This window comes from Pseudomonas alkylphenolica (genome assembly GCF_016009175.1).
Taxonomy (GTDB): domain Bacteria; phylum Pseudomonadota; class Gammaproteobacteria; order Pseudomonadales; family Pseudomonadaceae; genus Aquipseudomonas; species Aquipseudomonas alkylphenolica_B.
This window is the reverse complement of the sequence record NZ_JADUCM010000003.1, coordinates 236,790-262,422: the sequence shown is the minus strand read 5'-3', so window position 1 is coordinate 262,422 and position 25,633 is coordinate 236,790. Positions and strand designations below refer to the sequence as shown.

Below are 25,633 nucleotides of genomic sequence, written 5' to 3'. Positions count from 1 at the left end.
TTGCACTTTTTATCCGGACAACTTCAAGACACCTGAAGCCAAGTGGCGAGATTCACGTGCGGTGTGCCAATGCATCACAAGAACAACAACATCAAACGTAATGATCAACCTGGACCCGCACCCTCATCAATCGAACATTTACCTGTTTGAAAGAGCGCTGCGGCGTTGCCTGCCTAAAGCGTTACCAGCATGGCAGCAACCGTGATCGCCATCACCACCGTTGCGATCCACCCCAGCCAGCGCAGCCGGGGCTTGATGACATTGACGCCCATCGTCCCGGAACGGGAGGCCAGCAACATCATGACGACCATGATCGGTACGGCGATCACGCCATTGAGCACCGCTGACCAAAACAACTCTTGAACCGGATCACTCGGGGTAAAACACAGCATCACACCCCCGAGGGTTGCAGTTGCGATCAGCGCATAAAAGCCTCGGCCTTCGCCTTTATCCAGGCGTGCACTCAGGCTGCCGGACCACCCCGCCGCCTCGGCCACCGCGTAGGCTGCCGAGCCTGCCAATACCGGAACGGCCAACAACCCTGTTCCGATAATGCCAAGGCTGAAAATCAAAAAAGCGAAGTCACCGGCCAGCGGCCGCAATGCCTCAGCAGCCTGAGCCGAGGTCTGGATATTCGTGATGCCTGCTGCATGCAAGGTCGCGGCCGTACTCAAAATAATGAAGAAAGCGATGAGGTTAGAAAACGCCATGCCCACCACAGTGTCGATCCTGATACGCATAAGGTGGCGTCGCACTTCACGCGGCGCAGGAGCCCTGCTTCCATTGGCGTCCTCCATTTCCTGCGCCGCTTGCCAGAAAAAGAGATAGGGACTGATGGTAGTGCCCAGCACGGCCACCACCATGAGTAACGTCTCATGGCTCAGAGCAATGTCGGGAATGACAATCGCACGCACCACACCACGCCAATCAACGTGTACCACGAACACCACGGCCACATAGGACAACAATGCAAGCGTCAACCACTTGAGCCAGTGCACATAAGCGCGGTAAGGCAGAAAGACCTGCAACACCAGGCACAGCAAACCAAACGTCACGGCATAGATATGCGCCGATCCGCCCACCAGCAAACGTAACGCCTCGGCCATGGCGGCAATGTCTGCCGCCAGATTCAACGTATTGGCCAACAGCAACATACTCACCACGGCCCACAGTACGCTTCGAGGAAAACACTGTTTGATGTTGGCGGCAAGGCCCCGACGAGTGACATAACCGATACGCGCGCTGACCATCTGAATGGCGATCATCAGTGGAAGTGTGAGCACCACGGTCCAGAGCATGGAGAAGCCGAATTGCGCCCCGGCCTGGGAGTAAGTTGCAATGCCGCTTGGATCATCGTCAGCGGCGCCTGTTATCAATCCGGGTCCCATACGACCCAGGCGCCGGCGTAGCCTGAACTTCCTGACTGATTTCATGGTGGCGCCCCGCAGCCTTGCCTGATCTACCAAAAACCGGAGCGCCCAGGGTCAAACCTGCGGCAGCTGATGAGTCACGCAGTGAATACCGCCCCCACCCGCAGCAATCGCGTCGATGTTCAACTGCACCACTTCACGGTCCGGATACAGTTCGGTCAGCAGGTCGAAGGCCTTCGCATCCGCAGCCTTGTCGCCGAACTGCGGAGCAATGACCGCACCGTTGATAACAAAGTAGTTGATGTAGCCCGCAGCAAAGTCAGGGTTGTTCTTATTGAAGCGACTGTTGCGCGGCTTCAGTGGTGGCGACACTGTGTGCACCTTCAACTTGCGGCCATCCGCATCGGTCGCGTTCTTGAGTATTTCCAGATGTGCCTTGGTTACCTTGTGGTCATAGGAGTCGGGGTCCGTATCGAGGTTGGCGATGATCACCCCGGGCTCGACAAAGCGCGCATAGAAATCGACATGGGCATCGGTGATGTCCTTGCCTTTGATCCCCGGCAACCAGATGATCTTGCGCAACCCCAGCCGCGCCTTGAGCTCTTCCTCGACTTCAGCCTTGCTCCAGTCACGATTACGGTTGGCATTGATCCAGCAACTCTCGGTCATGATCCCGGTGCCGTGCCCGTCTACTTCGATACCACCACCCTCGCCCACCAGTTCACTACGCAGGTAAGTCGCTTGCGCATCGTCAGCCAGCAATCGCGCCACACGGGCATCGTAGCTGTGCTGCTGCTTGTTGCCCCAACCATTGAAGTTGAAATCGACGGCGCCCAGGTCACCCTGTTCGGTAATGACAAAGTTGGCGCCGATGTCACGCATCCAGATGTCGTCCAGCTCGGTGACGATAAAGGTGGTGTTCTTGTTGCCACACAGCTCCTCGGCCAGGTCGCGTTCGTGCGCGCGGCACAGCACGACCACCGGCTGGTAACGGGCAATGGTACGGGCAATCAGGCCGATGGCCTCCTGCACATCGGCGGTGAAGTCTTCCCAGATGGCCTCCTGTGCGCCAAACGAAACGTAGGCACACGCCTGCTTGTCGCCCTCGTCCGGCATGAACCATTGCTTGCCGTCGGCCGCCAGCGACCGCGGGGCATTCAGGCCAAAGCCCATGGAAGCGACCAGGCCCAGGCCTGCGGTCGCTGAAACCTGCTTTATAAACTCACGACGCGTTGGCATCTGTTTGACTCTCTATCTATTCATCTTGCGGGTGCCGGGCAATCAACTGCCCGGTGCGGTCTTGAACTTGGTCCACACGCGCATCCGCGCACGCATGTCGGACTGCGGAATATCTTTGCCGGTGACCAGACGCTCGAAGGTCGCCTCCGGCGGGTAGATATCCGGGTTGTTGCGCATCTGCGCATCGACATCCGGGCGCGCCTTGGCGTTCGAAGTCGGGTAGCCGGTGAAATTGCTGATGGCCGCCATGTTTTGCGGGCGCATGACAAAGTTGATGAAGGTATAGGCGTACTCCGGGTGTTTGGCATCGACCGGAATCGCCATGTTGTCCATCCACACCGTGGTGCCCTCTTTGGGAATGCGGTACTGGAAGCTGACTTTCTTGCCGGCCGAGTCCGCCGTGCGCTGGGCCTGGGTCATATCGCCGCTGTATCCCAGCGACAGGCACAGGTTGCCGTTGACCAGGTCGGTCACCGGTTGCGACTGGAACTTGCGGATGTACGGCCTGATGGTGAGCAACAACTCGCTCGCGGCAGCCAGGTCTTCGCGCTTGGCACTGCGCGGATCGCGCCCCAGGTAGTTGAGCACCACAGCCAGTACTTCGTCGGGCGAGTCGATCATCGAGATACCGCAGTCGGCGAATTTCGCGGCAATTTCCGGCTTGAACAGCAGGTCAAGGCTGTTCACCGGCGCATCCGCCAGGCGCTGGCGGATCTGTTCGTCGTTATAGGTCAGGCCGATGGTGCCCCAGGTATAGGGCACCGTGGCTTTCGCGGCATGTGGGTAGTGGGTGCGCAGCTTCTGCAGGCCCGGCTCGATGTCGTTCATCGACTCAAGCTTTGCCGGGTCGAGCGCCTGCAGACTGCCAGCACGCATCAGCCGCTCGGCCACGGTGTCGCCGGGGAAGATCAGGTCGTAACCGCTGCCGCCGGTCATCAGCTTGGCTTCCAGCACCTCGCTGCCGTCCATCACGTCGTAGATGACCTTGATGCCGGTTTCGGCAGTGAACCTGGACAAAGTGTCCTCGGCGAAGTAATCGGCCCAGTTATACAGGCGCAAGGTTTTGTCCTCGGCGTGCACCGAGGCAGCAGTCGTCCCCAGCACCAGGCTGAGGGTGAACAACAACGGCGTGCGGCGGATGTTCATATCAAACCCCTTGAGTCTTCCAGCATGCGTTGACTTGACGGCCATCGAGCCCATAAAGCGCGGCGTACATCTCCGGGCGGCGGTCGCGGTAGATCCCCCAGGTCAGGCGTTCTTCACGCATCAACGCCAGGTCCAGTGTCTGCACCAGCACGCCGGGCGTGTTGCGGTCGGCTTCAACCAGCAGCTTGCCTTTGTGATTGCAGATGAACGAAGAGCCGTAGAAGGTCATTTGCAGTTCCGGATCGGTGGTGGCTGCTTCAAGCCCCACGCGGTTGGCCGCCACCACCGGCAGGATGTTGGCGGCAGCGTGGCCGCGCATCGCCATCTGCCAGTGATCACGCGAATCCAGGTCCGCCGCACCCGGCTCAGAGCCGATGGCCGTTGGAAACAGCAACACCTCGGCGCCCATCAGCGCCAGGCAACGCGCGGTTTCCGGGAACCACTGGTCCCAGCAGATACCCACGCCGAGGCGCCCATAGGCCGTGTCCCAGACCCGGAAGCCGGTATCACCGGGGCTGAAGTATTCCTTCTCTTGATAGCCGATGGCGTTGGGAATGTGCGTCTTGCGGTATACCCCCAGCAGGCGGCCGTCGGCATCGGCCACACTCAACGAGTTGAAGTAGGCGTTGCCGGCCTTTTCGAACCAGCTCAACGGCAGCACCACGCCGAGCTCAGCCGCCAATGCGGCAAAACGCTTGAGCACCTTGCTGTGCTGATACTCCTCCGCCAGAGCGAGGTGTTTGTGGTGCTGCTCAATGCAAAAGTACGGGGTCGCGAACAATTCCTGCAGCAGAATCACCTGGGCCCCTTGCGCGGCCGCTTCACGTACCAGCGCCTCGGCCCGGTCAAGGTTGTCTTGCAAGTTCCAGGTACACGGCATCTGTGTGGTCGCTACGGTCAGCAGTGTCATGGCGTTACCCCTTTACCGGCCAGGCCGGCTGCTGCTGGGTGATGCAATGCACACCGCCGCCGCCGTGGGCCAGGTGGTTGATCTGTACCGGCACCACTTCGCGCCCCGGGAAGGCCTTGGCCAGCACTTGGGCTGCCGCTTGGTCAGCTTCAATGCCATAGGCCGGCATGATGATCGCGCCATTGGCGATGTAGAAGTTGGTGTACGAGGCACAGAACACTTCGGCATCGACATCCACCGCCTCGCTGGCCTCAAACAGCTCGAGCATTTCAAAACGCCGCCCTTGAGCATCGGTGGCCAGTTCCAGCGCGCGACGGTTCTCCCGCGCAACCTGGGCATACACCGAACTCTGGTCACGGGTGGCATCCACCAGCAACACACCAGGGCGGGCGAACGCGCAGACGCCGTCGACATGGCCGTCGGTCATGTCGCCAGTGACATAGTCCGGATCACCTGGCAGCCAGATGGTTTTCTTCACCCCGAGAAAACGCGTGAATATCTCCTCGATGTCGGCCTTGCTCATGCCCGGGTTGCGGTTGGGATTGAGCAATACCGACTCGGTGGTGATCAGCGTGCCTTCGCCGTCAACATGGATGGCGCCGCCTTCATTGCTCAAGGCCGTGCCGAAGCAGTCCAGGCCGAGCTGGTTGAGCACGCGTCGCGCCAGACTCTCGTCCAGGTCATGTGCCGATTTGCCGCCCCAGGCGTTGAAACGCCAGCTGACACCGGCCAGCCCATGTTGTGGGTGGCAGATAAAGCTCGGACCGGAGTCGCGGCACCAGCTGTCGTTGACCGCCAGTTCGATCAGCTCGATATTCGCTCCGCACAGGTCGCTGGCGCTGGCTCGGGCCGAAGGATCAACCACCATCTTCACCGGTTCGAAACGCGCAATGGCATTGGCAACCCGGGCAAAGTCCACCTGCACCTGCTCCAGCGTCACGCCCCAGCCCGACTCCCACAAGGCCTGGTTATGCGGCCAGACCATCCAGGTCGCTGCATGGTTTACCCACTCTGCGGGCATGAACCAACCACTGTTCAGATCGCCGTTGCGCTGCATGTTTCTCACCTTCAGTTAAGGGATATTAATTACTGAAAACCGCTGTTGCGGTAAGAGATTCCATGCTATGGCTTCATAAATGCCCGAACAAACGATAGATTTAGCTGACAACTGATTAGTAGAGCTTATCAATGCTAAAGCACTGGCCTCCCTTGAATGCCCTGCGCGGGTTTGAAGCAGCCGCTCGCCTGGGCAGTTTTCACAAGGCTGCAGAAGAGCTGCACCTGACCCAGTCGGCGATCAGCCAGCAGATACGCAGCCTGGAAACCTTCCTTGAGCAGCCGCTGTTCTTTCGCAACGGCCGCAGCGTCAGCCTGACCGATGCCGGTTACGACCTGCAAAGCACCACCCAGGCCATGTTGCAGCAGTTGTCTGTGGGCATCCGTCGTCTGGAGCAATACCGCAAGCCCAATCAGCTGGTGGTCAACACCACCCCGGCCTTTGCCCGGCACTGGCTGCTGCCTCGCTTGGGGGATTTCCATCGCCAGCATCCGGAGGTCGATCTGTGGCTGTTCACCAGCTTTGACCCACCCGACATGGCGACGCAGACCATCGACCTGAGTGTGCGTGATGACCTCAGCGCCCAGGCCGAGTGCAGCCACCAGACCCTGTTCCGCGACCGCCTGTATCCGGCCTGCCACCCTGATCTGCTCAAGGTGCCTGTGGAGCAGCGCACCACCTTGCATGGCGAGCGGGAAATGGACTGGAGCCACTGGCTGGTTGAGGGCGGCGAGGCGGTAGGCCAGCGCAGTAACGGCTTGAATTTTTCCGATCCCGGGCTGCTGCTCGATGCGGCGTGTGCGGGTCATGGTATTGCGCTGGTGAGCCAGTTGCTGTCGACACAAGCCTGCGCGCAGGGCCTGCTACAACCGCTGTGCACGCAGACCGTGCGCGGGCCAGACTGGAGTTGCCTGACTCATCGCGACAGCGAGAAGAGCCCGCTGACGCGAAGCTTCAGCACCTGGTTGCAGGCGAGCCTGGCGGTAGAAGGGGTGGAGAGCTGACGGCAATGGGGCATCCGTAAACGAGGCTAAGGCAACTTAGTGATTCGACGGCGTATGCGGCATCGCCAAGAGATCAATCCCCAAGGCACGAATAACCTTGAGTACCGTATCGAAGCGCGGCTTTGCTCCTGGGGAAAGTGCCTTGTAAAGACTTTCCCGACCTAGTCCGCTGGCAGCTGCTACCTGTGCCATACCTCGGGCCTTGGCAACATAGCCAAGCGCCCTTATCAATTCTTCATGGTCGCCATCCGCTAATACCTGAGACAGGTACTCGCTGATTGCCTCATCGCTTTCCAGCAGCGTTGCCATGTCGAATGTGCTGAGTGTGAGGCTCATGATCAAACGTCCTTGACCAGGTTCCTGGCCAGTTGAATATCTCTGGATTGCGACGACTTGTCTCCACCCGCCAACAGCACGATTACAACGTTGTCACGGACGGTGAAATACACTCGGTATCCAGATCCGATATCGATGCGCATTTCGGATACCTGCCCTCCTACAGACTTTATGTCTCCCAGGTTTCCTGCGGCCGCACGTTCAATTCGTCGCGCTATCGCCAATTTTGCGCGAAGGTCTCTAATGGATACTAACCAAGTGGAAAATCCAGGCGTCTGAAGCACACGATATTTCACGTCATAACCCAATGTATCCCATTGGATACAAGCTGGCAACTGGAAGCCCATTTGTCACCTCGTAAAAAACGAGTGACTCAGATGCTCAATCTGCCAACGATGGCATGACGGAAAAGGCTGTGGGGCACAGCTGCTTCGCTATTTCGTGTAGCTCAATTCCCAAGATAATCTCTGGGCACTTCTAATAGAGGAGCGGGGCAGTGCACTACCGCTCCTTCCCTTCAGCAACCCGTCAACGTGGCCGGGCGACGCTCGCCTTCAAAGAAGAACGGACGAATGCGCACGCCGATCACATTACCGGCATACGCGGCGACCAACCACAACCAGCCGTGCACACTGCCTGAAGCGATGCCGCTGAAGTAGGCGCCGATGTTACAGCCATAGGCCAGGCGCGAACCGTAGCCCAGCAGCAGGCCGCCAATCACCGCCGCCACCAGCGAGCGGGTGGGGATGTTCAGGTTTGGGGCAAAACGACCGGCCAGGCCCGCCGCCAGCAGTGCACCGAGGACAATGCCGATGTCCATCACCGTGGTCACATCCTCCCACAGTGGCGAAGCCAGCGCCTTGGCGTTGGCCGGCACCTGCCAGAACGCCCAGCTGCCAACGTCCAGACCCAGGCCGCCCAGGGTTTTCGCGCCCCACAGGGCGAACGCCGAAGTGATACCCCACGGACGCCCGGCCAGTGCCAGGGTCGCATAGTTGAGCAATGCCAGCGCCACAGCGCCCCAGACCAGCGGCCAAGGCCCACGCAAAAAGCGGCGCAGGCCCTGGTGCTCACTGTGCGGCGCGGCTTCAAGTCCGCCATGACGGCGTTTTTCCAGTGCCACCGTTAGCCAGGCAATCAACGCAAACACGGCCAGGCTCAGGAGCAAGGCCGGCATCAGGCCAAAACTCTGAACAATCGAAGTGGCCGGAAACGACGGCAGGGAGAACCACCAGTCAACATGATGGGTGGCAGTTACCGAACCGATGATGAAAAACAGCAGGGTCACCAGCATCCGCGCATTGCCGCCACCGACGGTAAACAACGTACCCGACGCGCAGCCACCGCCCATCTGCATGCCAATGCCGAAAATGAACGCACCGAACACCACCGAAACCCCGGCCGGCGCCACCAGCCCTTTGACCGGCTGACCGAACAAGGTACCGGCATCCAGCGCCGGGAAGAACAGCAGCACAGCGAGGGTCAGCATCACCATCTGCGCCCGCAACCCCGCGCCGCGGCGCTCGTTGATGAATACGCGCCAGGCCGAAGTGAAGCCAAAGGCGGCGTGGTACAGGGTCAGCCCCAATGCGGCACCAACGATCAGTAGCAACACCTGGTTAGTGCCCACTTTGGCCTGGAGAAACAATGCACCAACAAGCAGCAGCGCCAGGGCGAACAACGGTGCTCCGAGGCGACGCTCAGGCACGGAGGAAACAGAAAGGCTCATCACAATATCCGGGGGACGGTTTTTCAGGCCGTAATTGTAGCTGCGCCAGTCGCCAAGCGGTGTAGGATTCCTGTCACCCTCCTCCTTGAGCGAGCCAATGTATGCAACTGAGCCATCGCCCCGTCCAGGTAACGGACATCCCCACGCTCTGCTGTTTTCCCCAGGGCGCGGACGAGCTGTTCTACATGTTCCCCAAAGCCCGGTATCCGTTGACGCCAGCACAACTGAGCGATGCCATCACCCAGCGCGAAGGTTCGACAGTGGTCGAGGGCGACGGTACCGTGCTGGCCTTCGCCAACTTCTACAAAGCCGAGCATGGCGGTGTGTGCGCCCTCGGTAATGTGGTAGTCGCCCCTGCTGCTCGCGGCCATGGTGTAGCGCGCTATCTGGTGCAGAGCATGATTGAACTGGCCCGCAGCCAGTTCAATGCCCGTGAAATCCACGTATCGTGCTTTAACCACAACACGGCCGGTTTGCTGCTTTATCCACAGCTGGGTTTTGTGCCGTTCGCCATCGAAGAGCGCCAAGGGCCGGACAATGCCCGGGTGGCGCTGGTGCAGATGAAGCTGATCGCCTGAGGTCCGCCCAGTACGCGACGTTACCAGCGCAGCCAGCGTGGCCCGAGCAAGGCCCCGATCAAGGTCGGAATCGCCATGCCCAGCACATACCAGACGCCCCAGAACGGTACTTCCATCTCTGGACAGTGCAGGCAATAGGCCAATGTCGCGGATGCACTGGCCAGCAAACCGGCCACACCACCGGCCAGACGCAACTGAGTGGGCGCCAGCGCCTGCAATGCTCGAAACAGGGCAAAAAAGCCGGGGATGGAGAGCAACGCGATATTGAATGGGCAGGTACGCCACGTACGACCGAAGATCAATGCCAGCTGCTGGTCTTCCGGCACCCCGCTCAACACCATCAGCGCCATCGCCCAGACGCCTAGCACCGGTGCCCCGATACCGCTCCAGCGCAGGCCGACGTCTAGGCCAGGCCGTGCTAAACGGATCACCACCAGCAACGCAGCGATCAGCAATGCGCCTGGCAACGCCAGCTTGCCCCAGAACAACGGGGTTGCAGCCACCTGCGCAAGATCGCTGCGTACCCCGAACAACATCACCGTCATCAGGCTTGCCCCAAGCAAAGCGATCAGCAGGCCAATCACCAGGCGCCGGGCAAACAGCCAGCGGTCGACCGGCTCAATGCCCGTCGCCAGCAGGGCGATCAACTCGTCCGTTTTCATCGTGCACCTCGTATCATCGCTGCGAGCACCTTGAGCCCCCGGTGGATGCCGATTTTCACCGCAGCGCCGGACAACCCGGTCAATCTGGCGGTCTCCTCGACCGACAAGCCCTCCAGCTTGACGTGAACGATCGGCAACCGCTGCTTATCAGGCAGTTGCTGCAGCAGTTTACCCAGATCACGCTGTGCCTGGGCCGGTTCCAGCTGCGCGTGTGCAAACAGCTCGTCGGCATCGTCCAGCACATCGTTCAAGGCATCTCGTCGGCCGTAGCTGCGCAGATGGTCGGCCAGCTTGTAGCGGGCAATGGCCTGTACCCAGGCGGTCAACGGCTGTTCACGCTGATAACTGTGCCGCGCGTTATGCACCGCCAGCAGCACCTCCTGCAGCAGGTCCTCAGCATCTTCCGGGCGGGCATACAGGCGCCTGAGCAAAAAACCACGCAGGTGTCCGCTCAACTGCTGCAGAAACTCCCGGTAAGCATCCGCATCACCGTCCAGCCCTGCCACTAACAAACCTTGCAGCGATGCTTCGCGCGCGTGCAGCAGATCACGTTGAGTAGTTCGTTCCATCCACGGCTCTGGTTACAGGGGGAACCTCAGAAATTGTCTGACGGGCAGACGGCACTGTCAGAAACCATAGCGGTTTTGCAGTGGCGTCGAAAAGGCCGAAAAAAAATTCTGCGTCGCTGTAACCGCTCGGCGAATCGCGGCGAACTACTTCACGAGCCGTAAGCAACATTGCCCGGCCCTTCTTACCTTTGGAGTATGACGACATGAAAACTTTCGCCGCTACCGCCGCCGCCCTCGCCTTTGCATCGATTGCTGGCACTGCCGTGGCCGCCTCTTCCACCGACGCTCCGGCACCCGCCATGGAAAAATGCTACGGCGTGGCCATGGCCGGCAAAAACGACTGCAAGGCCGGCGCCGGTACCAGTTGTGCCGGCACCGCCAAAATGGATTACCAGGCCAACGCCTGGAAAAACGTTCCGGCCGGCACCTGCACGTCGATCAAAACCCCCAACGGCATGGGTTCTCTGACCCCGAAACAATCCTGAGCCACTGCTACCGATAGGGGTGACGCGACCATGAACAGCACTGCAGACCTGGGCGCAGGCCTGGGACTCAAGGCCGAGCACTACGAACACGCCCTGGCCTGCACGGCCCCCGGGCTGTGGTTCGAAGTGCACCCGGAAAACTACATGGTCGCCGGCCCCCGACTGGCCTGGTTGCAGACCATTGCCGAACGGCATCCCCTGTCACTGCATGGCGTATCCCTGTCACTCGCAGCCGATCACCTGCCCGACATCGAGCATTTGCACCGGCTCAGGACACTGATCAGACAGGTGCAGCCGGCACTGCTTTCGGAGCACCTGGCCTGGTCGAGCTTTCAGGGCCAGTACCACCCTGATCTGCTGCCGTTCCCACGTAGCCATGCTGCGCTTCAACGCATTACCGAGAACATCCACTTTGCCCAGGACATCCTTGCCCGGCCCCTGGCAATCGAAAACCCCAGTCACTATGCGCAACTGGACGGGCATGACTATGGCGAGATCGAGTTTCTTGCCGAACTGGCCAAACGTACCGGCTGCACCCTGTTACTGGACATCAACAATGTCTGGGTCAGCGCGCACAACATGAGGTTTGACCCGCGGGCCTACCTGGATCAGTTCCCGGCGCCATTGATCAGCGAAATTCACCTGGCTGGCTGCAGCCAGGACGCCAACAGTTCGCTACTGATCGACTCCCACGACGCGCCCGTCGCGGCACCCGTCTGGGACCTGTATCTACATGTGCTGCACCGGATCGGGCCACGTCCGACATTGATTGAACGTGACGACAGGATTCCACCCTTCGATGAGCTGCTGCGCGAACGCGACTTCGCCCAGACGCTGCTCGACAACGTTGGTGAGCGACCATGAACCCTTCATCACTGGGCGCGTTTCAATCGGCCTTTATTGCCACCCTGTATGGTTTACAGGACTCGCCGGAACTGCAGCCTTTGACTGGCCAGGCCGGTTTCGCGGTGTATCGCAATACCGTCCTCAAAGGCAGCGTGGATGCGTTGCAGGCCAATTTCCCGACGGTCGAACGTCTGGTGGGTACCGACTGGTTTCGCGCTGCCGCAACAATACACGCGACGCAGACACCGCCCTGCGATAGTCGCCTGATTCTATATGGCGAACACTTTCCAGCCTTTCTTGAACATTTCGAGCCCGCGCAAACACTGCCTTACCTCGCCGATGTCGCGCGCGCCGACCGTTTGTGGATCGTCACTCACATCGCCCCCGACGACAGCGTGATGGACCTGAAGGCGATGACTGCCATCAGCCCCGGAAACCTCGGCTCTCTACAACTGCGGCCGCGTACAGAGGTGCGCTGGCAATGGTTCGCGGATCAACCGATCTACACCCTTTGGCACTGCAACCGCCTGGGCCTGCCAGTACCCGAACCACTTGACTGGAAGGGTGAAGGTTTGCTGTTGCGTCGCCAACGAGGCCAGGTGCTGTGGCAAGCCCTTGACGAAGCTGAATGCCGCTTTCTGGACGCCTGCGCAGCAGGGCTGACCCTGGAAGACGCCGCCAATCATCTGCTGGCTTTCGACGCCACACAGGACTTCGCCGCCCTGCTCGGCCGCCTGCTTGTCGCCGAAGTATTTGCCTGACCCTTTGACCGGAGACCACCATGCACACGCTCAGCGATACACCCCACAACCCCAAGGCTACAGGCAGCACTCGCTGGACTCGCTGGACTCGCTGCGCCGATCATCTGCACGGTTTGATCAGCGACTCGCTGTTGTCTCTGGTTGCCCGCCTGGGTATCGCCGCGATCTTCTTTCTCTCGGGGCGAACCAAGGTCGAGGGCCTGTTGAGCATCACACCCGGCACCTACGAACTGTTCAGGACCGAATATGTGTTACCGTTGCTGTCGCCGTGGCTGGCGGCACATCTGGCAACTTACGCCGAGCACCTGTTTCCGTTGTTGCTGGTGCTCGGCCTGTTCACCCGCTTCGCCGGGCTGGCGCTGCTCGGCATGACCCTGGTGATTCAGGTATTCGTCTACCCCGATGCCTGGCCTACGCACCTGAGCTGGGCCGGATTGTTGCTGGTGGTGATCGGCCGTGGCGGCGGACGCTGGTCACTGGATCGCTGCCTGGGTATCCGCTAGGCCCGGACAAAACGCTGCCTGAGCACATCACTCAACGCATCCACCAACAACACCAGCACCAGCATGGCGATGATCACCGTGCTGGCCTGGGCCTCCTGGAACAGGCTCAAGGTGGTGTAGAGCATCTGCCCCAGGCCGCCGGCACCGACAAAGCCGAGCACGCTGGCCATGCGGATGTTGTTCTCCCACCGGTACAGGCTGTAGGCCAGCAGCTGCGGCCAGAGGTTGGGCAAGGTGCCGAAGCAGAACGCCGTCACCTGGCTGCCGCCTTGCAAGCGAATGGCAGCAGCGGGTTCTGGCGGGGTGTTTTCCAGAGCTTCGGCAAACAGGCGTCCCAGCACGCCGGTGGTGTGCAATGCCAACGCCAGGGTACCGGCATTCGGCCCCAAACCTGCCGCCAACACGGTCAGCGCTGCCCAGACCAGTTCCGGTATCGCCCGCAGGCCATTGAGCAGCAGGCGTGCAGCACCTTGCAGCGGCCAACCGAAACGCCCGGCGGCAGGCAAGGCTATCAACAGGCCAAGGATGACTGCGAGCAGCGTGCCCAGGCCGGACATTGCCAGGGTTTCCAGGGCACCCTGGCCCACCGCGCGCAGCTGTTCGGGGCTCAGGTCGGGGCTGAGGAAACGCGCCGCATAGGCGCCCATCTGCCCTAATCCACCATTACCAAACAGCGCCTGCAAATCGAGGCTCAAATAGGCAAACGATCCCGCCACCGCTGCCAGCAAGGCGAGGATCAGTGAGGCATTGATCAGCCGCCTCATGCCAACCTCCCGCGCAACAGCCGGCTCAGTTGATCGGCCAGCCATACCAGCACAAGGAAGGCCAGTAGCATGCTTGCCACTTCGGCGCCGGCGAACATGCGCAGCGACAAGTCAATCTGCTGCCCCAGCCCGCCCGCACCTACAAAGCCCATCACCACAGACGCCCGGATCGCACACTCCCATCGATACACTGTGTAAGACACCAACTCTGCCGCAGCACCCGGCAGGATGCCGTAGAAAAAGGCGTTCAGGCGACCACTGCCAGCCTGCATCAGCGCATGCGCAGGGCGCTGGTTGATCGATTCGAAGATTTCCGCATACACCTTGCCGAGCATGCCGCTGTAGGTGATCGCGATGGCCAGCACTCCGGCGGTCGGCCCCAGGCCTACCGCGCGAACAAAAAGCAGGGCCCAGACGATTTCCGGCACACTGCGCAGAAAGATCAGCAGCCCGCGCACCGGCAATCGCAAGGTGCGTGACCAGAACCCCAGTTGCCCCCCGCGCGAGGTGGCGCCCAGGGACAGCGCCCGGCTGGCCAGCAAGCTGGCCGGTATCGCCAGCAATAGCGCCAGGGTCATGCCTGCCGTGGCCATCGCCAGGGTTTGCAGAATCGCCTCCCAAAGCAGCGCGAGAAACTCGGCATCGTGTGCAGGCGGCCAGAAACCGCTGACGAAACTGCCCATCTGGCGACGGTTTTCAGCTTCAAGCAGTACACCAGGATCAAGTTCGCTGACATGGATACCCGGCCACAGCAAGGCAAGCGCCAGCACCGTCAGCAGCAGCCTGGGCAAGGCCGCCGGGTCGCGCGTGTCAGCCGTCAGCATCGGGGAATCTGCAGGTTCAGCGTCGGCACGGGCACCGGCGGCGACCCCAGGTGCTCGTTGGCATAAAGCGCATCGAGCATGTCGCTGGAAACCTCGGCAGCCGGACGATCAAACGCCACCCGCCCTTCGCGGATACCGATCACCCGGGGGAAATGCGTCAGTGCCAGCTCCACTGCATGCAGGCTGGCAACCAGGGTAATTCCCCGCTCGCTGGCATGCTGATTGAGGGTTTTCAGGCTGTGCTCGGCCAACACCGGGTCCATGGCCGAAACCGGCTCATCGGCAAGCAGAAGCTGTGGCTGCTGGTACAAGGCCCGGGCGATTCCAACCCGCTGCAATTGCCCACCCGAAAGTTGCCCGCACTGGACAAAGAGTTTGTCGGCCATGCCCAGCCCCGCCAACACGGCACGTACGCCCGGTATATCCGATGGATGCAACAGATTGAACAGTCCGCGCACCGTGCTCCATTGCCCGAGACGGCCGGCCAGTACGGCGGTCACCACCCGCTGCCGCGGTGGCAGGGGCGGTGCCTGGTGAATCAGGCCGATGCGTGCACGCAGACGCTGGCGTGCATGCGCCGAAAGCCGCCACGGCGCCTCACCGAGCAGCTCGACGCTGCCGGTGGTGGGCGCTATCGCACTGGCGATCAGTTGCAGCAGACTGGACTTGCCGGCCCCCGAAGGACCGATGATCGCCACCCGTTCACCGGCAGCCACCTGCAGGTCGATCGCATGCAACGCCTGAACCTGACCATGACGCAGGCTGGTGCCGGTAAGCGTGACCGTCACTTGAGCAACTCAGCGGCGCGAGCAGCCTCCTCGATGCCCTTGTAGTTGTCCGGACTGGTTTCGATGAAGCGCGAAGCGGCCTGCAGGTCGAGGATCGCCTTGTCGCCGGGCTTGGCCGGGTCGAGGTCGAGGAACGCCTGTTTGATCTTCGCTTTCAAGGCCGGATCGAGGCTGCCGCGCACGGTCCAGTTGTAGTCGTAATAGCTCGGGGTGGTGGCAAATACCTTGACCTTGTTGGTGTCGACCTTGCCCGAGGCCACCAGTTTGTCCCAGACACTGGCGTTGAGCACCCCGGCGTCGACCTTGCCGGCCTGCACCCAGGCGGCGGTAGCGTCGTGAGCACCGGAATAGGCGACACGGCTGAAATAGGTTTCAGGCTTGATGTTGTCGTCCTTGAGCATGAAGTAGCGTGGCATCAGGCTACCGGAGGTGGACGAAATCGAACCGAAGGCAAAGGTCTTGCCTTTGAGGTCGGCCAGGCTTTCAATCTCAGGATTGGCCGTAATGAACTTGCTGGTGAACTTGGCATCCTGCTCGCGCTGTACCAATGGTGTCGGCGGGATGGAGCCCTTCGTCTCCTGGCTCTTCAAGTTTGCTTGTACAAAGGTAAAGCCGCCCAGCCAGGCCATGTCCAGGCGGTCGGTGGCCAGTGCCTCGACCACGGCCGGGTAATCGGATACCGGCACAAACTCGACCTTCATACCCAGCTTTTGTTCGAGATACTCTCCCAGCGGTTTGAACTTGCGCAGCAATTCGGTCGGCGCCTCGTCTGGAATGGCACTGACTTTCAACGTGTCGGCCGCTTGGGCCAGAAGGGATGAGCAAGACAGCACGAGGCCGGCAAACAGCGCCAGGGGACGTTTGAGCATGAAGGGTTCTCCGGTTCAATAGCGGGGAAATAGCCAACATCAGGCTGGCTTCAGAATTATAAGAGGCATCGGCGCAAAGACCAGCTTTGCTACAATCGGGCCTCACGATTTCTCGAGGTGCGTATGAGCGAGCCGATTCGTCTGACCCAGTACAGCCATGGCGCCGGTTGTGGCTGCAAGATCTCCCCGAAGATGCTTGAAGTGATTCTCGCCGAAAGCGGCACCCAGGCCCTGGACCCGAAACTCTGGGTCGGCAACGCCTCGCGCGATGACGCTGCCGTCTACGCCCTCGATGACGAACGCGGCGTGGTCTCGACCACCGACTTCTTCATGCCGATTGTCGATGACCCGTACGACTTCGGCCGCATCGCGGCCACCAACGCCATCAGCGATATTTACGCCATGGGCGGCGACCCGCTGATGGCCATCGCCATTCTCGGATGGCCTGTCAATGTGCTGGCCCCGGAAGTGGCCCGCGAAGTGATTCGTGGCGGTCGTGCCGTGTGCGCCGAGGCCGGTATTCCACTGGCGGGCGGTCACTCCATCGATGCCCCCGAGCCGATCTTTGGCCTGGCGGTGACCGGCGTGGTGCAAAAGCGCCACATGAAGCGCAACGACACCGCGACGCAAGGCTGCCGCCTGTACCTGACCAAGCCTCTGGGCATCGGCATCCTCACCACCGCCGAGAAAAAATCCAAACTGCGTGACCAGGACAAGGGCCTGGCCCGCGACTGGATGTGCACCCTCAATACCCCAGGCAGCCGCTTCGGCAAGCTCGCGGGCGTCAAGGCCATGACTGATGTCACCGGTTTCGGCCTGCTGGGCCACCTGGTTGAACTGGCCGATGGCAGCGGCTTGAGCGCGCGCCTGAACTACAGCGCCGTGCCACGCCTGCCAGGCGTCGAGCATTACCTGGCCGAAGGTTGCGTACCGGGCGGCACCCTGCGCAACTTCGAGAGCTATGGCGAGAAAATCGCGCCGCTCAGCGAGGAGCAGAAGCACCTGTTGTGCGACCCGCAAACCAGCGGCGGGCTACTGGTGGCCGTGACGCCTGAAGGCGAAACAGAGTTTCTCGCGGTTGCCGCCGAACTGGGCCTGAACCTGGCACCGGTCGGCGAACTGGTCGAGCGACAGCGTTATGCGGTTGAGGTGCTGTAATGCGTGACAACACCACCGACTACCGCCAGCTGTTTCTGAACGATGTGCCGATGATGGACATGCGCGCCCCGGTCGAGTTTGCCAAGGGCGCCTTCCCCAAGGTGATCAACCTGCCGTTGATGACCGACCTGGAGCGGCAAAAGGTCGGTACCTGTTACAAGCAGCACGGTCAGCAGGCGGCCATTACCCTGGGCCATCAACTGGTCAACGGCCAGACCAAGGATGAACGCATTGCGGCCTGGGCGGCCTTCGCCCGGGCCAACCCGCAAGGTTATCTGTACTGCTTTCGTGGCGGCCTGCGCTCACAGATCGTTCAACAGTGGCTCAAGGAAGAAGCCGGTATCCAGTACCCCAAGGTCATCGGTGGCTACAAGGCCATGCGTAACTTTCTGATCGAAACGACCGAGCAGGCAGTTACCGAATGCGACTTTGTGTTGATCGGCGGCCTTACCGGTACCGGCAAGACTGAAGTACTGCAGGAGCTGGACAACGCGCTGGACCTGGAAGGGCATGCCAACCACCGTGGTTCGAGCTTTGGCAAGCGCGCCACTGGCCAGCCGGTGCAAATCGACTTCGAAAACTGCTTGGCGATCGATGTGCTGAAAAAGCGCGCCGGCGGTATCGAGCAGTTCGTGCTGGAAGATGAAGGCCGGATCGTCGGCAGTTGTTCGCTACCGCTGGCACTGTACCAAGGCATGCAGCGCTACCCGCTGGTGTGGCTGGAAGACAGCTTCGACAACCGTGTCGAGCGTATTCTTGGCGACTATGTAACCAACTTGTGCGCCGAATTCGTGGCGTTGCACGGAGACGAGCGTGGCTTCAGCCTGTTCGCCGAACGCCTGACCCAAAGCATGCACAACATCCTCAAGCGCCTGGGCGGTGAACGCTATCAGCGTTTTTCCGGGCAACTGCAACAGGCGCTGGGCGAGCAACTGCGCAGTGGCGCCGTCGACCTGCATCGCGCCTGGATCAGCGGCCTGCTCAGCGAATACTACGACCCGATGTACGCCTACCATCGCGACAGCAAGGCCGGGCGCATCGAGTTTGCCGGCAATCACAGCGAAGTGCGCGAGTACTTGCGGGCCCGTGCCGCCCGGCACTGATCGCCTGCCCTCAAGGCTCGAGCAGTTTGCCCAGTTCGTCTGCGCGTGCCTTGGTCAACTCCAGCACACAACCTGCACCATTGAGTTGATCGATGGTGCCGCCAGTGAGGCTGTAGTACAGCTTGCAGTTGGCGTCGCGGTACTTGATCCATAGCCGCTGGGCATCGCGCAACTGCGTCTGCTGAGTCGGCTCAAGGGTCGCCATGGCCTTCTTGTAGGCACCATTGAGACGGGCATCCTGGCGGTCGATTTCGGCGCCGTTACAGTTGTTCATGTCCAGCGTGGTTTCGGCAGTTTGCATGCATTGGCTGTAGGCGGGTGAATCGCTCTGGGCGACGACAACCGGGGCAATGGCCGTCATCAGACATGCGGCCAGCAACGTACGTTTCATTCAGGAAACTCCATGTAAGGGGCCTCAGCATGCAGGGCGCGAGGATGTTCCACAAGGGGACGCCATACGCATCACCTGCAGGAGCCAGGCTTGCCGGCGAACAGGCACTGCGGTACTTCTGGTACACCGCGTTATCGTTTTTCGCGGGCAAGCCTCGCTCCTACACAACTGTGCGGCAGGCCATACACATCACCTGTAGGAGCCAGGCTTGCCGGCGAACAGGCACTGCGGTGACTCTGGTACACCGCGCTTTCGTTCTTCGCGGGCAAGCCTCGCTCCTACACAGCTGCGCGGAAGGCCATACACATCACCTGTAGGAGCCAGGCTTGCCGGCGAACAGGCACTGCGGTGCTTCTGGTACACCGCGTTATCGTTTTACGCGGGCAAGCCTCGCTCCTACACAACTGTGCGGCAGGCCATACGTATCACCTGTAGGAGCCAGGCTTGCCGGCGAACAGGCGCCGCGGTGACTCTGGTACACCGCGTTATCGTTTTTCGCGGGCAAGCCTCGCTCCTACACAACGGTGCGGCAGGCCATACATATCACCTGTAGGAGCCAGGCTTGCCGGCGAACAGGCGCCGCGGTGACTCTGGTACACCGCGCTTTCGTTCTTCGCGGGCAAGCCTCGCTCCTACAGTGAGGCTGCGCCACATACCTGTGCGATACGCGCGCGCAACCAGCGATGCCCTGCGTCACCTTCACGGCGCTGATGCCAGGCCTGCTGAAAGCCAAAGGCCTTGATCGCCAACGGCGGCTCGAAGCGACGCAGGCGCGGGTCGAGCTTGCCATTGTCGAGACTGCGCCGGGCCACCGTGAGGATCAGATCGGTACCGGCGATCACCTCCTGCGCTGCCGCCCAGTGAGGCAGCGCCAATGCAACCCGGCGACGGGCGCCGATGGCCGTCAGCGCAAGATCGATTTCATTGTCGATACCGGGTCGCACCGCCACAAGTACATGCGGCCTTGCCAGCCAGTCCGCTAGTTCCAGCCCGCCCCGGGCCGGCAAACCATTGCGGTCGGCAATGCAGGCAAAACGCTCTTCGAACAATGTTTCAATCCGCAACTCGGCAGCTACTTCCGGAAACACGCCCAGCGCAAGGTCGGCCTCACCATCGAACAAATGGCCCAGCATCGCCTCCCGGCTACCCTGGGACACCACAAGGTCAACACCTGGCGCTTCCTCGCGCAGCAGCCGCATCAGTCCAGGCAACACCACCCGCGCACCGTAATCCGACATCGCCAGACGAAAGCTGCGTCGCGCTTTACCGGGATCGAATCCAGGGTGGGCAAGCAAGGTATCGAGCTGCTCCAGCGCCTGCTGCAACGGCTCGATCAAGGCCTGCGCACGCGCCGTGACGTGCAGGCGGCCACCACGGCGCACCAGCAAGGGGTCGGCAAACAGTTCACGCAGTTGCGCCAGTGCATGACTCACCGCCGGCTGGCTGCGGTGCAGGCGCAACGCTGCGCGTGAAACGTGCTGCTCAACCAGCAAGGCATGCAAGGTCAGCAAAAGGTTCAGGTCAATACGGCGCAGATCATCCATCAGACGAATAACTCCCGTGCAGCATTCGAATTTCCATTACCAGCATGGATAGCAAAGACTTTACCAAGCCGTTTCCAAGGAGTCTTGCCATGAGTTTTTCCTTTGCACCTGCTGCGCTGCTGCCGCTGACAATCGCCCTGCTCGCTGGCGCCGCCGTGCCGTTCCAGGCCGGCAGCAATGCCGCCCTGGGCCGCTTGCTCGGTCATCCCCTGTGGGCAACGCTGGTGTCGCTAGGAGTGAGTGTGTTGATGGTGATCCCCGCGCTGCTGGTCATGCGTGCACCCCTGCCGCAGATCGGCGCTCTGGCCCAGGCGCCCTGGTGGGCCTGGCTGGGCGGCGTGGCCGGGGTTGCGTATATCACCGCCGCCCTGATGCTCACCCCACGCCTGGGGGCTGCCGGGTTCATCGTGTGCGTGATTGCCGGCCAGGTGGTGTCATCACTGGTGATCGACCAATGGGGGCTGATGGGCCTGGCGCAACGTCCAGTGAACGGCTTGCGCCTGGCCGGGGTCGGCCTGATCGTGCTCGGCATGCTGGTGGTGCAATGGGGGACGTCGACGTCGGCTAGATAGCGTTCGCCCCATTCGGCTGAACATACGGTGGCGGTTCCAGTGCCCGATTGATTTCGAAGCGCAGGCTGGGCGCCTGGATGGCGAAACTGATGGCTAAACCCAGCACCACGACCAGCACAGCGTCGAGCCAGTGCCAGCCGGGTATCGCCTCACCCTGACGCGCCTGACGCCACCACCAGGCTTGCCCCAGGCAGAAGCCGAAGATCGCCAGCAACCAGATGTAAAACCCGGGGGCAAAGTGCGTCAGGTTGACGAAGTTATAGCTGCGGTTGTCGGGCATCCGATCGATGCCCAGGCTGGTCAGCGCCAGATACAAAGCGCCAAGACCCAGCACCAACGACACACGGTGCCAACGACGGTGCACGAGAATCGCCAGGCCCAGCAAGGGATTGGCGAACCAGCCGTACATGCCGAAGACCAGGCCCCATGGGCCATAGATCAGTGCCTGCAAGGCATGCAGGCGCCCGTCGCCACTCAAGTACATGGCGTTGAAACACAGGCTCGCCAAAAACAGCGCCAGCGTGACGGAGACATAGCGGCTAGCCAGCTTCACTCGCCACGCTCAAGCAAAAGGCCATAAAGCCCGGAGTCGGAAAGTTCGCCAGCCACACACCAGCGTTCCCGCAGAGTACCCTCAAGGACAAAGCCCAGGCGTTCGAGTAGGCGTGCCGAGGCCGAGTTGCGTGGGTCGATCTCCGCTTCAAGGCGGCGCAGGTTCAACGCCCGGGACAGGTACTGAATGAAGTGCTCCAGCGCTTCACCCATAAAGCCCTGGCCCTGTGCACCACTGGCCAGGCAATAACCGATTTCACCGCGACGTGAGTCACGACCAAAGTGATAACACTGGCACATGCCGATCAGTTCATCGCTGTCACGCCGGTAGATACCCAGCTTGAGCACGTGCCCCTGCGCAAAAGCCTGACGGTCAGCCAGCAGTGCAGCATGCGCTTCGTCCAGAGTGCGCCATGGCGCGTGGTTCCAGAAGCGCATGACCTGCGGATCGGCCATGATGCCAAACCAGGCGCCGGCATCTTCGGCACCCATGGGCCGCAAGTCCAGGCGCGGGCTGTGCAGGCAAAGGTCGTGGGGGAAAGTGTGAAGGTGCGACACGGTAGAACTCCTGTTCTGTCCGAAGAGCCGCACAGTCTACCGCATGGTTGCCAGGCACCGCGCTGAGAACAGCAACCTGGCATCTACAGCCTTCAGGCGACTTCTGCTCCCTCCGGCGGCCAGATCGGCTCATTGGCTTCGAGCGGTGGCAAACCGTAGGCAGCCCGGGCTGCATCGCAACTCGGGTTGGGCTGACCATCCACCCAGGCCGCCTCAAACTCACGGCAAGGGCTGGAGCGCTGCTCATAAATGCTGCAGCTGACACCTTTGCCGATCTCGCCCTCAAGGCTGATACAACGGCATGGTTTGCTGTCGGTGCCGATCATCGCTACACGGGTAGGATTGATCTGTACCACCAGATCGTCGGGCACCAAGCCTCCCGCCGATGTGCACTCACCCCAGAAAAAAGACACACGGAAAAACCCGCAGCAGGCGCCGCAGTTCAAACAAGGATTATGTTCGGACATGATGAGAAGACGGGGGGTAAGTTTATCGTTATTGGGAGAAAACCCGCCGCCATTCTATGCTTCGCCAGCGCTTTGGGAAGGGGGGAGATGTATAAATAGTTTGCGCCTGACGGGCGGTTGAATGTGCCAGGATGGCGGCCGTTTCACCGCCGATCGCTGACTGTTACCTGCTCCCACAGGTCTGTAAGAGCAGGCTTATTGCTGAAGGGCTTATTTCTGCGCCTTGCCAACGCCGTCAGTACGGAACATCTGGCGAATACCGCGCACCGCCTGGCGGATACGGTCCTGGTTTTCGATCAGGGCAAAACGCACGTGATCATCGCCATAGTCACCAAAGCCGATACCCGGCGACACGCAGACCTTGGCCTCGGCCAGCAGCTTCTTGGAGAACTCCAGCGAGCCCAGGTGCGCGTACTCGGGCGGGATTTTCGCCCAGACGTACATCGACGCCTTGGGATTCTCGACCATCCAGCCCAGTTCGTGCAGCCCTTTGACCAGCACATTGCGGCGTTGGCGGTATTGCTCGGCAATGTCGCGCACGCACTGCTGATCACCTTCCAGCGCAGCGATTGCCGCTACCTGCAGCGGGGTGAAGGTGCCGTAGTCGTGGTAGCTCTTGATGCGCGCCAGGGCGCTGACCAGTTCCGGGTTACCGACCATGAAGCCAATACGCCAGCCGGCCATGTTGTAGCTCTTGGACAGGGTGAAGAATTCCACCGCAATGTCCTTGGCGCCCGGCACCTGCATGATCGAAGGTGCCTTCCAGCCGTCATAGACGATGTCGGCGTAGGCCAGGTCGTGGATTACCAGCACATCGTACTGCTTGGCCAGCGCCACCACCCGCTCGAAGAAGTCCAGTTCGACACACTGCGCGGTCGGGTTGGAGGGGAAACCGAGAATCATCATCTTCGGTTTCGGAATCGACTCGCGGATCGCGCGTTCCAGTTCGTTGAAGAAATCCACACCCGGCACCAGCGGCACCGAACGCACCTGGGCACCGGCGATCACTGCGCCGTAGATATGGATCGGGTAGCTGGGGTTGGGCACCAGCACCGTGTCGCCATGGTCCAGCGTGGCCAGCATCAGGTGAGCCAGGCCTTCCTTGGAACCAATGGTGACGATGGCTTCGCTTTCCGGGTCGATCTCGACCTCGTAGCGGTCTTTGTACCAGCGCGAAATGGCCCGGCGCAGGCGTGGAATACCGCGGGAAGTCGAGTAGCCGTGGGTGTCTTCACGCTGGGCGACCTGAACCAGTTTTTCGACGATGTGCGGTGGCGTGGCCCCATCCGGGTTGCCCATACTCAGGTCGATGATGTCCTCGCCACGACGGCGCGCAGCCATCTTGAGTTCGGCGGTGATGTTGAAAACGTAAGGGGGGAGACGATCAATGCGCGCAAAGCGGCGCGGCGAACCTTGGTCAGCCATGGTTTCCTCGAAGACGTAAGCGCCCGGAACCGTCCGAGCGACGTTGGCCACTGCGGTGGCCAGCGCCAACAATAGAGCCTGGACGGGCTGCCTGTCCAGTCAGCGGAGCACCTTCAATGGCAGCCACTCTCCCCGGGAAGGCTCAACGGATATCTTTGTACGCTGTCGGGTCCCATTTGACCGGCGCTGCAAGGGCACTGCCCGGCTGGAACGCTGCCCCCTGAATGCTGGAGAAAGCAGTACCTTTGTCACCCAGGCTGACGTAGCGTTCATCTTTCTCGGATTCGGTGATCCGCGTGTAGGAATGCTTGCGCATCGCCTGGTACTTGCCGTCATCCCGGCCCAGTGCCTGGTGGTAGTTATCCAGGTAAGCCTCACTGAGCTTGAGCATCTTGTTCAGTTTCACGCCCCAGCGTGTCAGGCACACTTCGGCAAGATGCCGGACGATCAGGCCGGGTTCGGCCAGTACCTTGCCGCTACCCGCACCGTCAGCCGAAGCATTGCCCACCAGCGTCGCGTGCCGCCCAGGCATCGGGTAGACATGGCATCGGGTACTGGCATGGACAGTAGGGATCACACAGGAAAAACCCTTGGAGCGCTCGTCCCGCGAGTAGAAGCCCACATACTGCTTCACGTTTTCGCCCAGTTGCACCCGATGGCGATCGAAATTACCTATCCCTGGAACCGGGTCAATGGCAAAGATATTCACCGGGAGCTTTTTCAGTTCATTGTCGGCGAGCATCGCATTGGCCAGCATATGGCAACTGACGCCACCGCGGCTCCAACCCACCAGGTTGACCTGGGTCGGGACAATGCCGTCCTTGCGAAACTGCTTGATGATCTGTTCCTGAAGCATCTGTGGCGTGATCTTGCGTTCGCCATAGTTGTAGGTCCGCCAGAACCAGGAGGCTGTCGCTGTCGACGCTGGAATCGGCACACCGGCCGCTTTCAGGCGCTGGTACTCCTCCTCGCTCAGTTCCTTGCGCTGCCAGTTGCTGCGGCCTTTGATGATCTGCAGGGCATGCTGGACATTCTCCTCCCAGCCTTTACCGAACAGGGTCTGGCTCCAGTTGTAATAGCCGCCGGGCTCAACGAACAGATCGTCAGCTTGCAGGTTGCCGCTGCCCGGTCCGTCAACCGCAATCCAGTTGGCGTACTCCTTGCCCTGATCATTGGCGGCCAGGGTCGAAACCAGCTCGCCGTTCCAGAAGTTGGGATTGGTGTCGTCGAACCGGTGGGAGCCGGTGCCGCAGAAATAAACGGTGAGTACGCTCATGGGATAGTCCTCCGTGGATGAATATCCGCGCACTCTAATCACCGGGTCCAGACGGTTGCAGGAGGCAAGCCTGCCCTGCGCCGGTGCCGGCGACACAAACAAAAACGCCCCAGGCCTTGCGGCCCGGGGCGTTTTTGTTCAACCCGT

Annotated in this window: 30 protein-coding genes; 9 read left to right on the top strand and 21 right to left on the bottom strand. The window is 61.0% G+C overall.

From position 1 onward, the window contains the following. Positions 1–173: 173 nt before the first annotated feature. The 5 genes from I5S59_RS05700 to I5S59_RS05680 are packed head-to-tail and all read right to left on the bottom strand — an operon-like array spanning position 174 to position 5,722. Positions 174–1,433, bottom strand: coding sequence for an NRAMP family divalent metal transporter (locus I5S59_RS05700; RefSeq protein ID WP_197875760.1), 1,260 nt, complete (start codon positions 1,431–1,433; stop codon positions 174–176). 51 nt (positions 1,434–1,484) lie between these two features. Next, positions 1,485–2,609 carry an agmatine deiminase family protein gene (locus I5S59_RS05695; RefSeq protein WP_197875759.1) on the bottom strand — a complete coding sequence of 375 codons (1,125 nt, stop codon included), beginning with the start codon at positions 2,607–2,609 and terminating at the stop codon, positions 1,485–1,487. 42 nt (positions 2,610–2,651) lie between these two features. Beyond that, positions 2,652–3,755 (bottom strand): extracellular solute-binding protein, encoded by a 1,104-nt coding sequence (locus I5S59_RS05690; protein ID WP_197875758.1) that lies wholly within the window; start codon positions 3,753–3,755, stop codon positions 2,652–2,654. A gap of 1 nt (position 3,756) precedes the next feature. Continuing rightward, entirely contained in the window at positions 3,757–4,665 is a 909-nt protein-coding gene (aguB, locus tag I5S59_RS05685; RefSeq protein ID WP_197875757.1) for an N-carbamoylputrescine amidase, read from the bottom strand. A gap of 4 nt (positions 4,666–4,669) precedes the next feature. After that, a complete protein-coding gene (locus I5S59_RS05680) occupies positions 4,670–5,722 on the bottom strand; it encodes an agmatine deiminase family protein (protein WP_197875756.1) in 1,053 nt (350 codons plus the stop codon). A 131-nt stretch (positions 5,723–5,853) separates the two neighbouring features. Between I5S59_RS05680 and I5S59_RS05675 the strand changes: the two genes are divergently transcribed. After that, entirely contained in the window at positions 5,854–6,726 is an 873-nt protein-coding gene (locus I5S59_RS05675; protein WP_197875755.1) for a LysR substrate-binding domain-containing protein, read from the top strand. 36 nt (positions 6,727–6,762) lie between these two features. Here I5S59_RS05675 and I5S59_RS05670 read toward each other — a convergent pair whose 3' ends face one another. From I5S59_RS05670 to I5S59_RS05660, 3 genes are all read right to left on the bottom strand, one after another. Then, positions 6,763–7,062: an addiction module antidote protein gene (locus tag I5S59_RS05670; protein WP_197875754.1), complete on the bottom strand. Its 300-nt coding sequence runs from the start codon at positions 7,060–7,062 to the stop codon at positions 6,763–6,765. Positions 7,063–7,064: 2 nt separating this feature from the next. Continuing rightward, the gene (locus tag I5S59_RS05665; RefSeq protein WP_332262065.1) at positions 7,065–7,358 is read right to left on the bottom strand and encodes a type II toxin-antitoxin system RelE/ParE family toxin; all 294 of its coding nucleotides are present in this window, start codon (positions 7,356–7,358) and stop codon (positions 7,065–7,067) included. 221 nt (positions 7,359–7,579) lie between these two features. Further along, entirely contained in the window at positions 7,580–8,791 is a 1,212-nt protein-coding gene (locus I5S59_RS05660; RefSeq protein ID WP_197875752.1) for a YeeE/YedE family protein, read from the bottom strand. Between the two features lie 101 nt (positions 8,792–8,892). Between I5S59_RS05660 and I5S59_RS05655 the strand changes: the two genes are divergently transcribed. Beyond that, positions 8,893–9,369 (top strand): GNAT family N-acetyltransferase, encoded by a 477-nt coding sequence (locus I5S59_RS05655; protein ID WP_197875751.1) that lies wholly within the window; start codon positions 8,893–8,895, stop codon positions 9,367–9,369. 20 nt (positions 9,370–9,389) lie between these two features. On the opposite strand, the gene I5S59_RS05650 is transcribed toward I5S59_RS05655, so the two are convergent. Together I5S59_RS05650 and I5S59_RS05645 are read right to left on the bottom strand one after the other, a co-directional pair. Then, positions 9,390–10,031 (bottom strand): DUF1109 domain-containing protein, encoded by a 642-nt coding sequence (locus tag I5S59_RS05650; protein ID WP_197875750.1) that lies wholly within the window; start codon positions 10,029–10,031, stop codon positions 9,390–9,392. Continuing rightward, the gene (locus I5S59_RS05645; protein WP_197875749.1) at positions 10,028–10,600 is read right to left on the bottom strand and encodes a sigma-70 family RNA polymerase sigma factor; all 573 of its coding nucleotides are present in this window, start codon (positions 10,598–10,600) and stop codon (positions 10,028–10,030) included. The genes I5S59_RS05650 and I5S59_RS05645 overlap by 4 nt, the downstream gene beginning before the upstream one ends. 203 nt (positions 10,601–10,803) lie before the next feature. Here I5S59_RS05645 and I5S59_RS05640 point away from each other — a divergent pair, with 203 nt between their 5' ends. Genes I5S59_RS05640 through I5S59_RS05625 form a run of 4 tightly spaced genes read left to right on the top strand, consistent with a single transcriptional unit; the run spans position 10,804 to position 13,195 of the window. Next, positions 10,804–11,085: a DUF2282 domain-containing protein gene (locus I5S59_RS05640; RefSeq protein ID WP_197875748.1), complete on the top strand. Its 282-nt coding sequence runs from the start codon at positions 10,804–10,806 to the stop codon at positions 11,083–11,085. A 30-nt stretch (positions 11,086–11,115) separates the two neighbouring features. After that, positions 11,116–11,949 (top strand): DUF692 domain-containing protein, encoded by an 834-nt coding sequence (locus I5S59_RS05635; protein ID WP_197875747.1) that lies wholly within the window; start codon positions 11,116–11,118, stop codon positions 11,947–11,949. Further along, the gene (locus I5S59_RS05630) at positions 11,946–12,692 is read left to right on the top strand and encodes a DNA-binding domain-containing protein (RefSeq protein ID WP_197875746.1); all 747 of its coding nucleotides are present in this window, start codon (positions 11,946–11,948) and stop codon (positions 12,690–12,692) included. Before I5S59_RS05635 ends, I5S59_RS05630 begins: the two co-directional genes overlap by 4 nt. A 20-nt stretch (positions 12,693–12,712) precedes the next feature. Beyond that, positions 12,713–13,195, top strand: coding sequence for a DoxX family protein (locus I5S59_RS05625; protein WP_197875745.1), 483 nt, complete (start codon positions 12,713–12,715; stop codon positions 13,193–13,195). On the opposite strand, the gene phnE is transcribed toward I5S59_RS05625, so the two are convergent. From phnE to I5S59_RS05605, 4 genes are read right to left on the bottom strand one after another with little or no spacing between them, the layout of a single operon-like run. After that, positions 13,192–13,959 carry a phosphonate ABC transporter, permease protein PhnE gene (gene phnE / locus I5S59_RS05620; protein ID WP_197875744.1) on the bottom strand — a complete coding sequence of 256 codons (768 nt, stop codon included), beginning with the start codon at positions 13,957–13,959 and terminating at the stop codon, positions 13,192–13,194. The two genes, I5S59_RS05625 and phnE, sit on opposite strands and share 4 nt — an antisense overlap. Then, a complete protein-coding gene (locus tag I5S59_RS05615) occupies positions 13,956–14,783 on the bottom strand; it encodes a PhnE/PtxC family ABC transporter permease (RefSeq protein WP_197875743.1) in 828 nt (275 codons plus the stop codon). Before I5S59_RS05615 ends, phnE begins: the two co-directional genes overlap by 4 nt. Next, a complete protein-coding gene (locus I5S59_RS05610; RefSeq protein WP_197875742.1) occupies positions 14,777–15,571 on the bottom strand; it encodes a phosphonate ABC transporter ATP-binding protein in 795 nt (264 codons plus the stop codon). Before I5S59_RS05610 ends, I5S59_RS05615 begins: the two co-directional genes overlap by 7 nt. After that, entirely contained in the window at positions 15,568–16,440 is an 873-nt protein-coding gene (locus I5S59_RS05605) for a putative selenate ABC transporter substrate-binding protein (protein WP_197875741.1), read from the bottom strand. The genes I5S59_RS05610 and I5S59_RS05605 overlap by 4 nt, the downstream gene beginning before the upstream one ends. A 123-nt stretch (positions 16,441–16,563) precedes the next feature. Between I5S59_RS05605 and selD the strand changes: the two genes are divergently transcribed. Together selD and mnmH are read left to right on the top strand one after the other, a co-directional pair. Beyond that, entirely contained in the window at positions 16,564–17,598 is a 1,035-nt protein-coding gene (gene selD / locus I5S59_RS05600) for a selenide, water dikinase SelD (RefSeq protein ID WP_197875740.1), read from the top strand. Then, positions 17,598–18,701, top strand: coding sequence for a tRNA 2-selenouridine(34) synthase MnmH (mnmH, locus tag I5S59_RS05595; RefSeq protein ID WP_197875739.1), 1,104 nt, complete (start codon positions 17,598–17,600; stop codon positions 18,699–18,701). The genes selD and mnmH overlap by 1 nt, the downstream gene beginning before the upstream one ends. Before the next feature lie 10 nt (positions 18,702–18,711). Here mnmH and I5S59_RS05590 read toward each other — a convergent pair whose 3' ends face one another. Together I5S59_RS05590 and I5S59_RS05585 are read right to left on the bottom strand one after the other, a co-directional pair. Then, positions 18,712–19,092 (bottom strand): lysozyme inhibitor LprI family protein, encoded by a 381-nt coding sequence (locus I5S59_RS05590; RefSeq protein ID WP_197875738.1) that lies wholly within the window; start codon positions 19,090–19,092, stop codon positions 18,712–18,714. Positions 19,093–19,724: 632 nt separating this feature from the next. Next, on the bottom strand, positions 19,725–20,636 hold the full coding sequence (locus tag I5S59_RS05585; RefSeq protein ID WP_197875737.1) for a LysR family transcriptional regulator: 912 nt from the start codon (positions 20,634–20,636) through the stop codon (positions 19,725–19,727). 89 nt (positions 20,637–20,725) lie between these two features. Here I5S59_RS05585 and I5S59_RS05580 point away from each other — a divergent pair, with 89 nt between their 5' ends. Next, on the top strand, positions 20,726–21,208 hold the full coding sequence (locus I5S59_RS05580; RefSeq protein WP_197875736.1) for a DMT family transporter: 483 nt from the start codon (positions 20,726–20,728) through the stop codon (positions 21,206–21,208). Here the strand turns inward: I5S59_RS05580 and I5S59_RS05575 are convergent. The 5 genes from I5S59_RS05575 to I5S59_RS05555 form a co-directional block, all read right to left on the bottom strand. Next, entirely contained in the window at positions 21,201–21,755 is a 555-nt protein-coding gene (locus I5S59_RS05575; RefSeq protein WP_197875801.1) for a hypothetical protein, read from the bottom strand. The two genes, I5S59_RS05580 and I5S59_RS05575, sit on opposite strands and share 8 nt — an antisense overlap. Before the next feature lie 2 nt (positions 21,756–21,757). Beyond that, positions 21,758–22,318, bottom strand: a complete 561-nt coding sequence (locus tag I5S59_RS05570; RefSeq protein WP_197875735.1) for a GNAT family N-acetyltransferase — start codon at positions 22,316–22,318, stop codon at positions 21,758–21,760. A 92-nt stretch (positions 22,319–22,410) separates the two neighbouring features. Then, entirely contained in the window at positions 22,411–22,785 is a 375-nt protein-coding gene (locus I5S59_RS05565; RefSeq protein WP_128322678.1) for a YkgJ family cysteine cluster protein, read from the bottom strand. A 210-nt stretch (positions 22,786–22,995) separates the two neighbouring features. Then, positions 22,996–24,210 (bottom strand): alanine transaminase, encoded by a 1,215-nt coding sequence (gene alaC, locus I5S59_RS05560; RefSeq protein ID WP_197875800.1) that lies wholly within the window; start codon positions 24,208–24,210, stop codon positions 22,996–22,998. Positions 24,211–24,352: 142 nt separating this feature from the next. After that, positions 24,353–25,486: a hypothetical protein gene (locus tag I5S59_RS05555; protein WP_197875734.1), complete on the bottom strand. Its 1,134-nt coding sequence runs from the start codon at positions 25,484–25,486 to the stop codon at positions 24,353–24,355. Positions 25,487–25,633 lie beyond the last annotated feature (147 nt).

Coding starts and splice junctions, on each gene's coding strand:
- I5S59_RS05700 (WP_197875760.1), bottom strand. CDS start 1,433: ATGAAATCAGTCAGGAAGTTCAGGCTACGCCGGCGCCTGGGTCGTATG.
- I5S59_RS05695 (WP_197875759.1), bottom strand. CDS start 2,609: ATGCCAACGCGTCGTGAGTTTATAAAGCAGGTTTCAGCGACCGCAGGC.
- I5S59_RS05690 (WP_197875758.1), bottom strand. CDS start 3,755: ATGAACATCCGCCGCACGCCGTTGTTGTTCACCCTCAGCCTGGTGCTG.
- aguB (WP_197875757.1), bottom strand. CDS start 4,665: ATGACACTGCTGACCGTAGCGACCACACAGATGCCGTGTACCTGGAAC.
- I5S59_RS05680 (WP_197875756.1), bottom strand. CDS start 5,722: ATGCAGCGCAACGGCGATCTGAACAGTGGTTGGTTCATGCCCGCAGAG.
- I5S59_RS05675 (WP_197875755.1), top strand. CDS start 5,854: ATGCTAAAGCACTGGCCTCCCTTGAATGCCCTGCGCGGGTTTGAAGCA.
- I5S59_RS05670 (WP_197875754.1), bottom strand. CDS start 7,062: ATGAGCCTCACACTCAGCACATTCGACATGGCAACGCTGCTGGAAAGC.
- I5S59_RS05660 (WP_197875752.1), bottom strand. CDS start 8,791: ATGAGCCTTTCTGTTTCCTCCGTGCCTGAGCGTCGCCTCGGAGCACCG.
- I5S59_RS05655 (WP_197875751.1), top strand. CDS start 8,893: ATGCAACTGAGCCATCGCCCCGTCCAGGTAACGGACATCCCCACGCTC.
- I5S59_RS05650 (WP_197875750.1), bottom strand. CDS start 10,031: ATGAAAACGGACGAGTTGATCGCCCTGCTGGCGACGGGCATTGAGCCG.
- I5S59_RS05645 (WP_197875749.1), bottom strand. CDS start 10,600: ATGGAACGAACTACTCAACGTGATCTGCTGCACGCGCGCGAAGCATCG.
- I5S59_RS05640 (WP_197875748.1), top strand. CDS start 10,804: ATGAAAACTTTCGCCGCTACCGCCGCCGCCCTCGCCTTTGCATCGATT.
- I5S59_RS05635 (WP_197875747.1), top strand. CDS start 11,116: ATGAACAGCACTGCAGACCTGGGCGCAGGCCTGGGACTCAAGGCCGAG.
- I5S59_RS05630 (WP_197875746.1), top strand. CDS start 11,946: ATGAACCCTTCATCACTGGGCGCGTTTCAATCGGCCTTTATTGCCACC.
- I5S59_RS05625 (WP_197875745.1), top strand. CDS start 12,713: ATGCACACGCTCAGCGATACACCCCACAACCCCAAGGCTACAGGCAGC.
- phnE (WP_197875744.1), bottom strand. CDS start 13,959: ATGAGGCGGCTGATCAATGCCTCACTGATCCTCGCCTTGCTGGCAGCG.
- I5S59_RS05615 (WP_197875743.1), bottom strand. CDS start 14,783: ATGCTGACGGCTGACACGCGCGACCCGGCGGCCTTGCCCAGGCTGCTG.
- I5S59_RS05605 (WP_197875741.1), bottom strand. CDS start 16,440: ATGCTCAAACGTCCCCTGGCGCTGTTTGCCGGCCTCGTGCTGTCTTGC.
- selD (WP_197875740.1), top strand. CDS start 16,564: ATGAGCGAGCCGATTCGTCTGACCCAGTACAGCCATGGCGCCGGTTGT.
- mnmH (WP_197875739.1), top strand. CDS start 17,598: ATGCGTGACAACACCACCGACTACCGCCAGCTGTTTCTGAACGATGTG.
- I5S59_RS05590 (WP_197875738.1), bottom strand. CDS start 19,092: ATGAAACGTACGTTGCTGGCCGCATGTCTGATGACGGCCATTGCCCCG.
- I5S59_RS05585 (WP_197875737.1), bottom strand. CDS start 20,636: ATGGATGATCTGCGCCGTATTGACCTGAACCTTTTGCTGACCTTGCAT.
- I5S59_RS05580 (WP_197875736.1), top strand. CDS start 20,726: ATGAGTTTTTCCTTTGCACCTGCTGCGCTGCTGCCGCTGACAATCGCC.
- I5S59_RS05565 (WP_128322678.1), bottom strand. CDS start 22,785: ATGTCCGAACATAATCCTTGTTTGAACTGCGGCGCCTGCTGCGGGTTT.
- alaC (WP_197875800.1), bottom strand. CDS start 24,210: ATGGCTGACCAAGGTTCGCCGCGCCGCTTTGCGCGCATTGATCGTCTC.
- I5S59_RS05555 (WP_197875734.1), bottom strand. CDS start 25,486: ATGAGCGTACTCACCGTTTATTTCTGCGGCACCGGCTCCCACCGGTTC.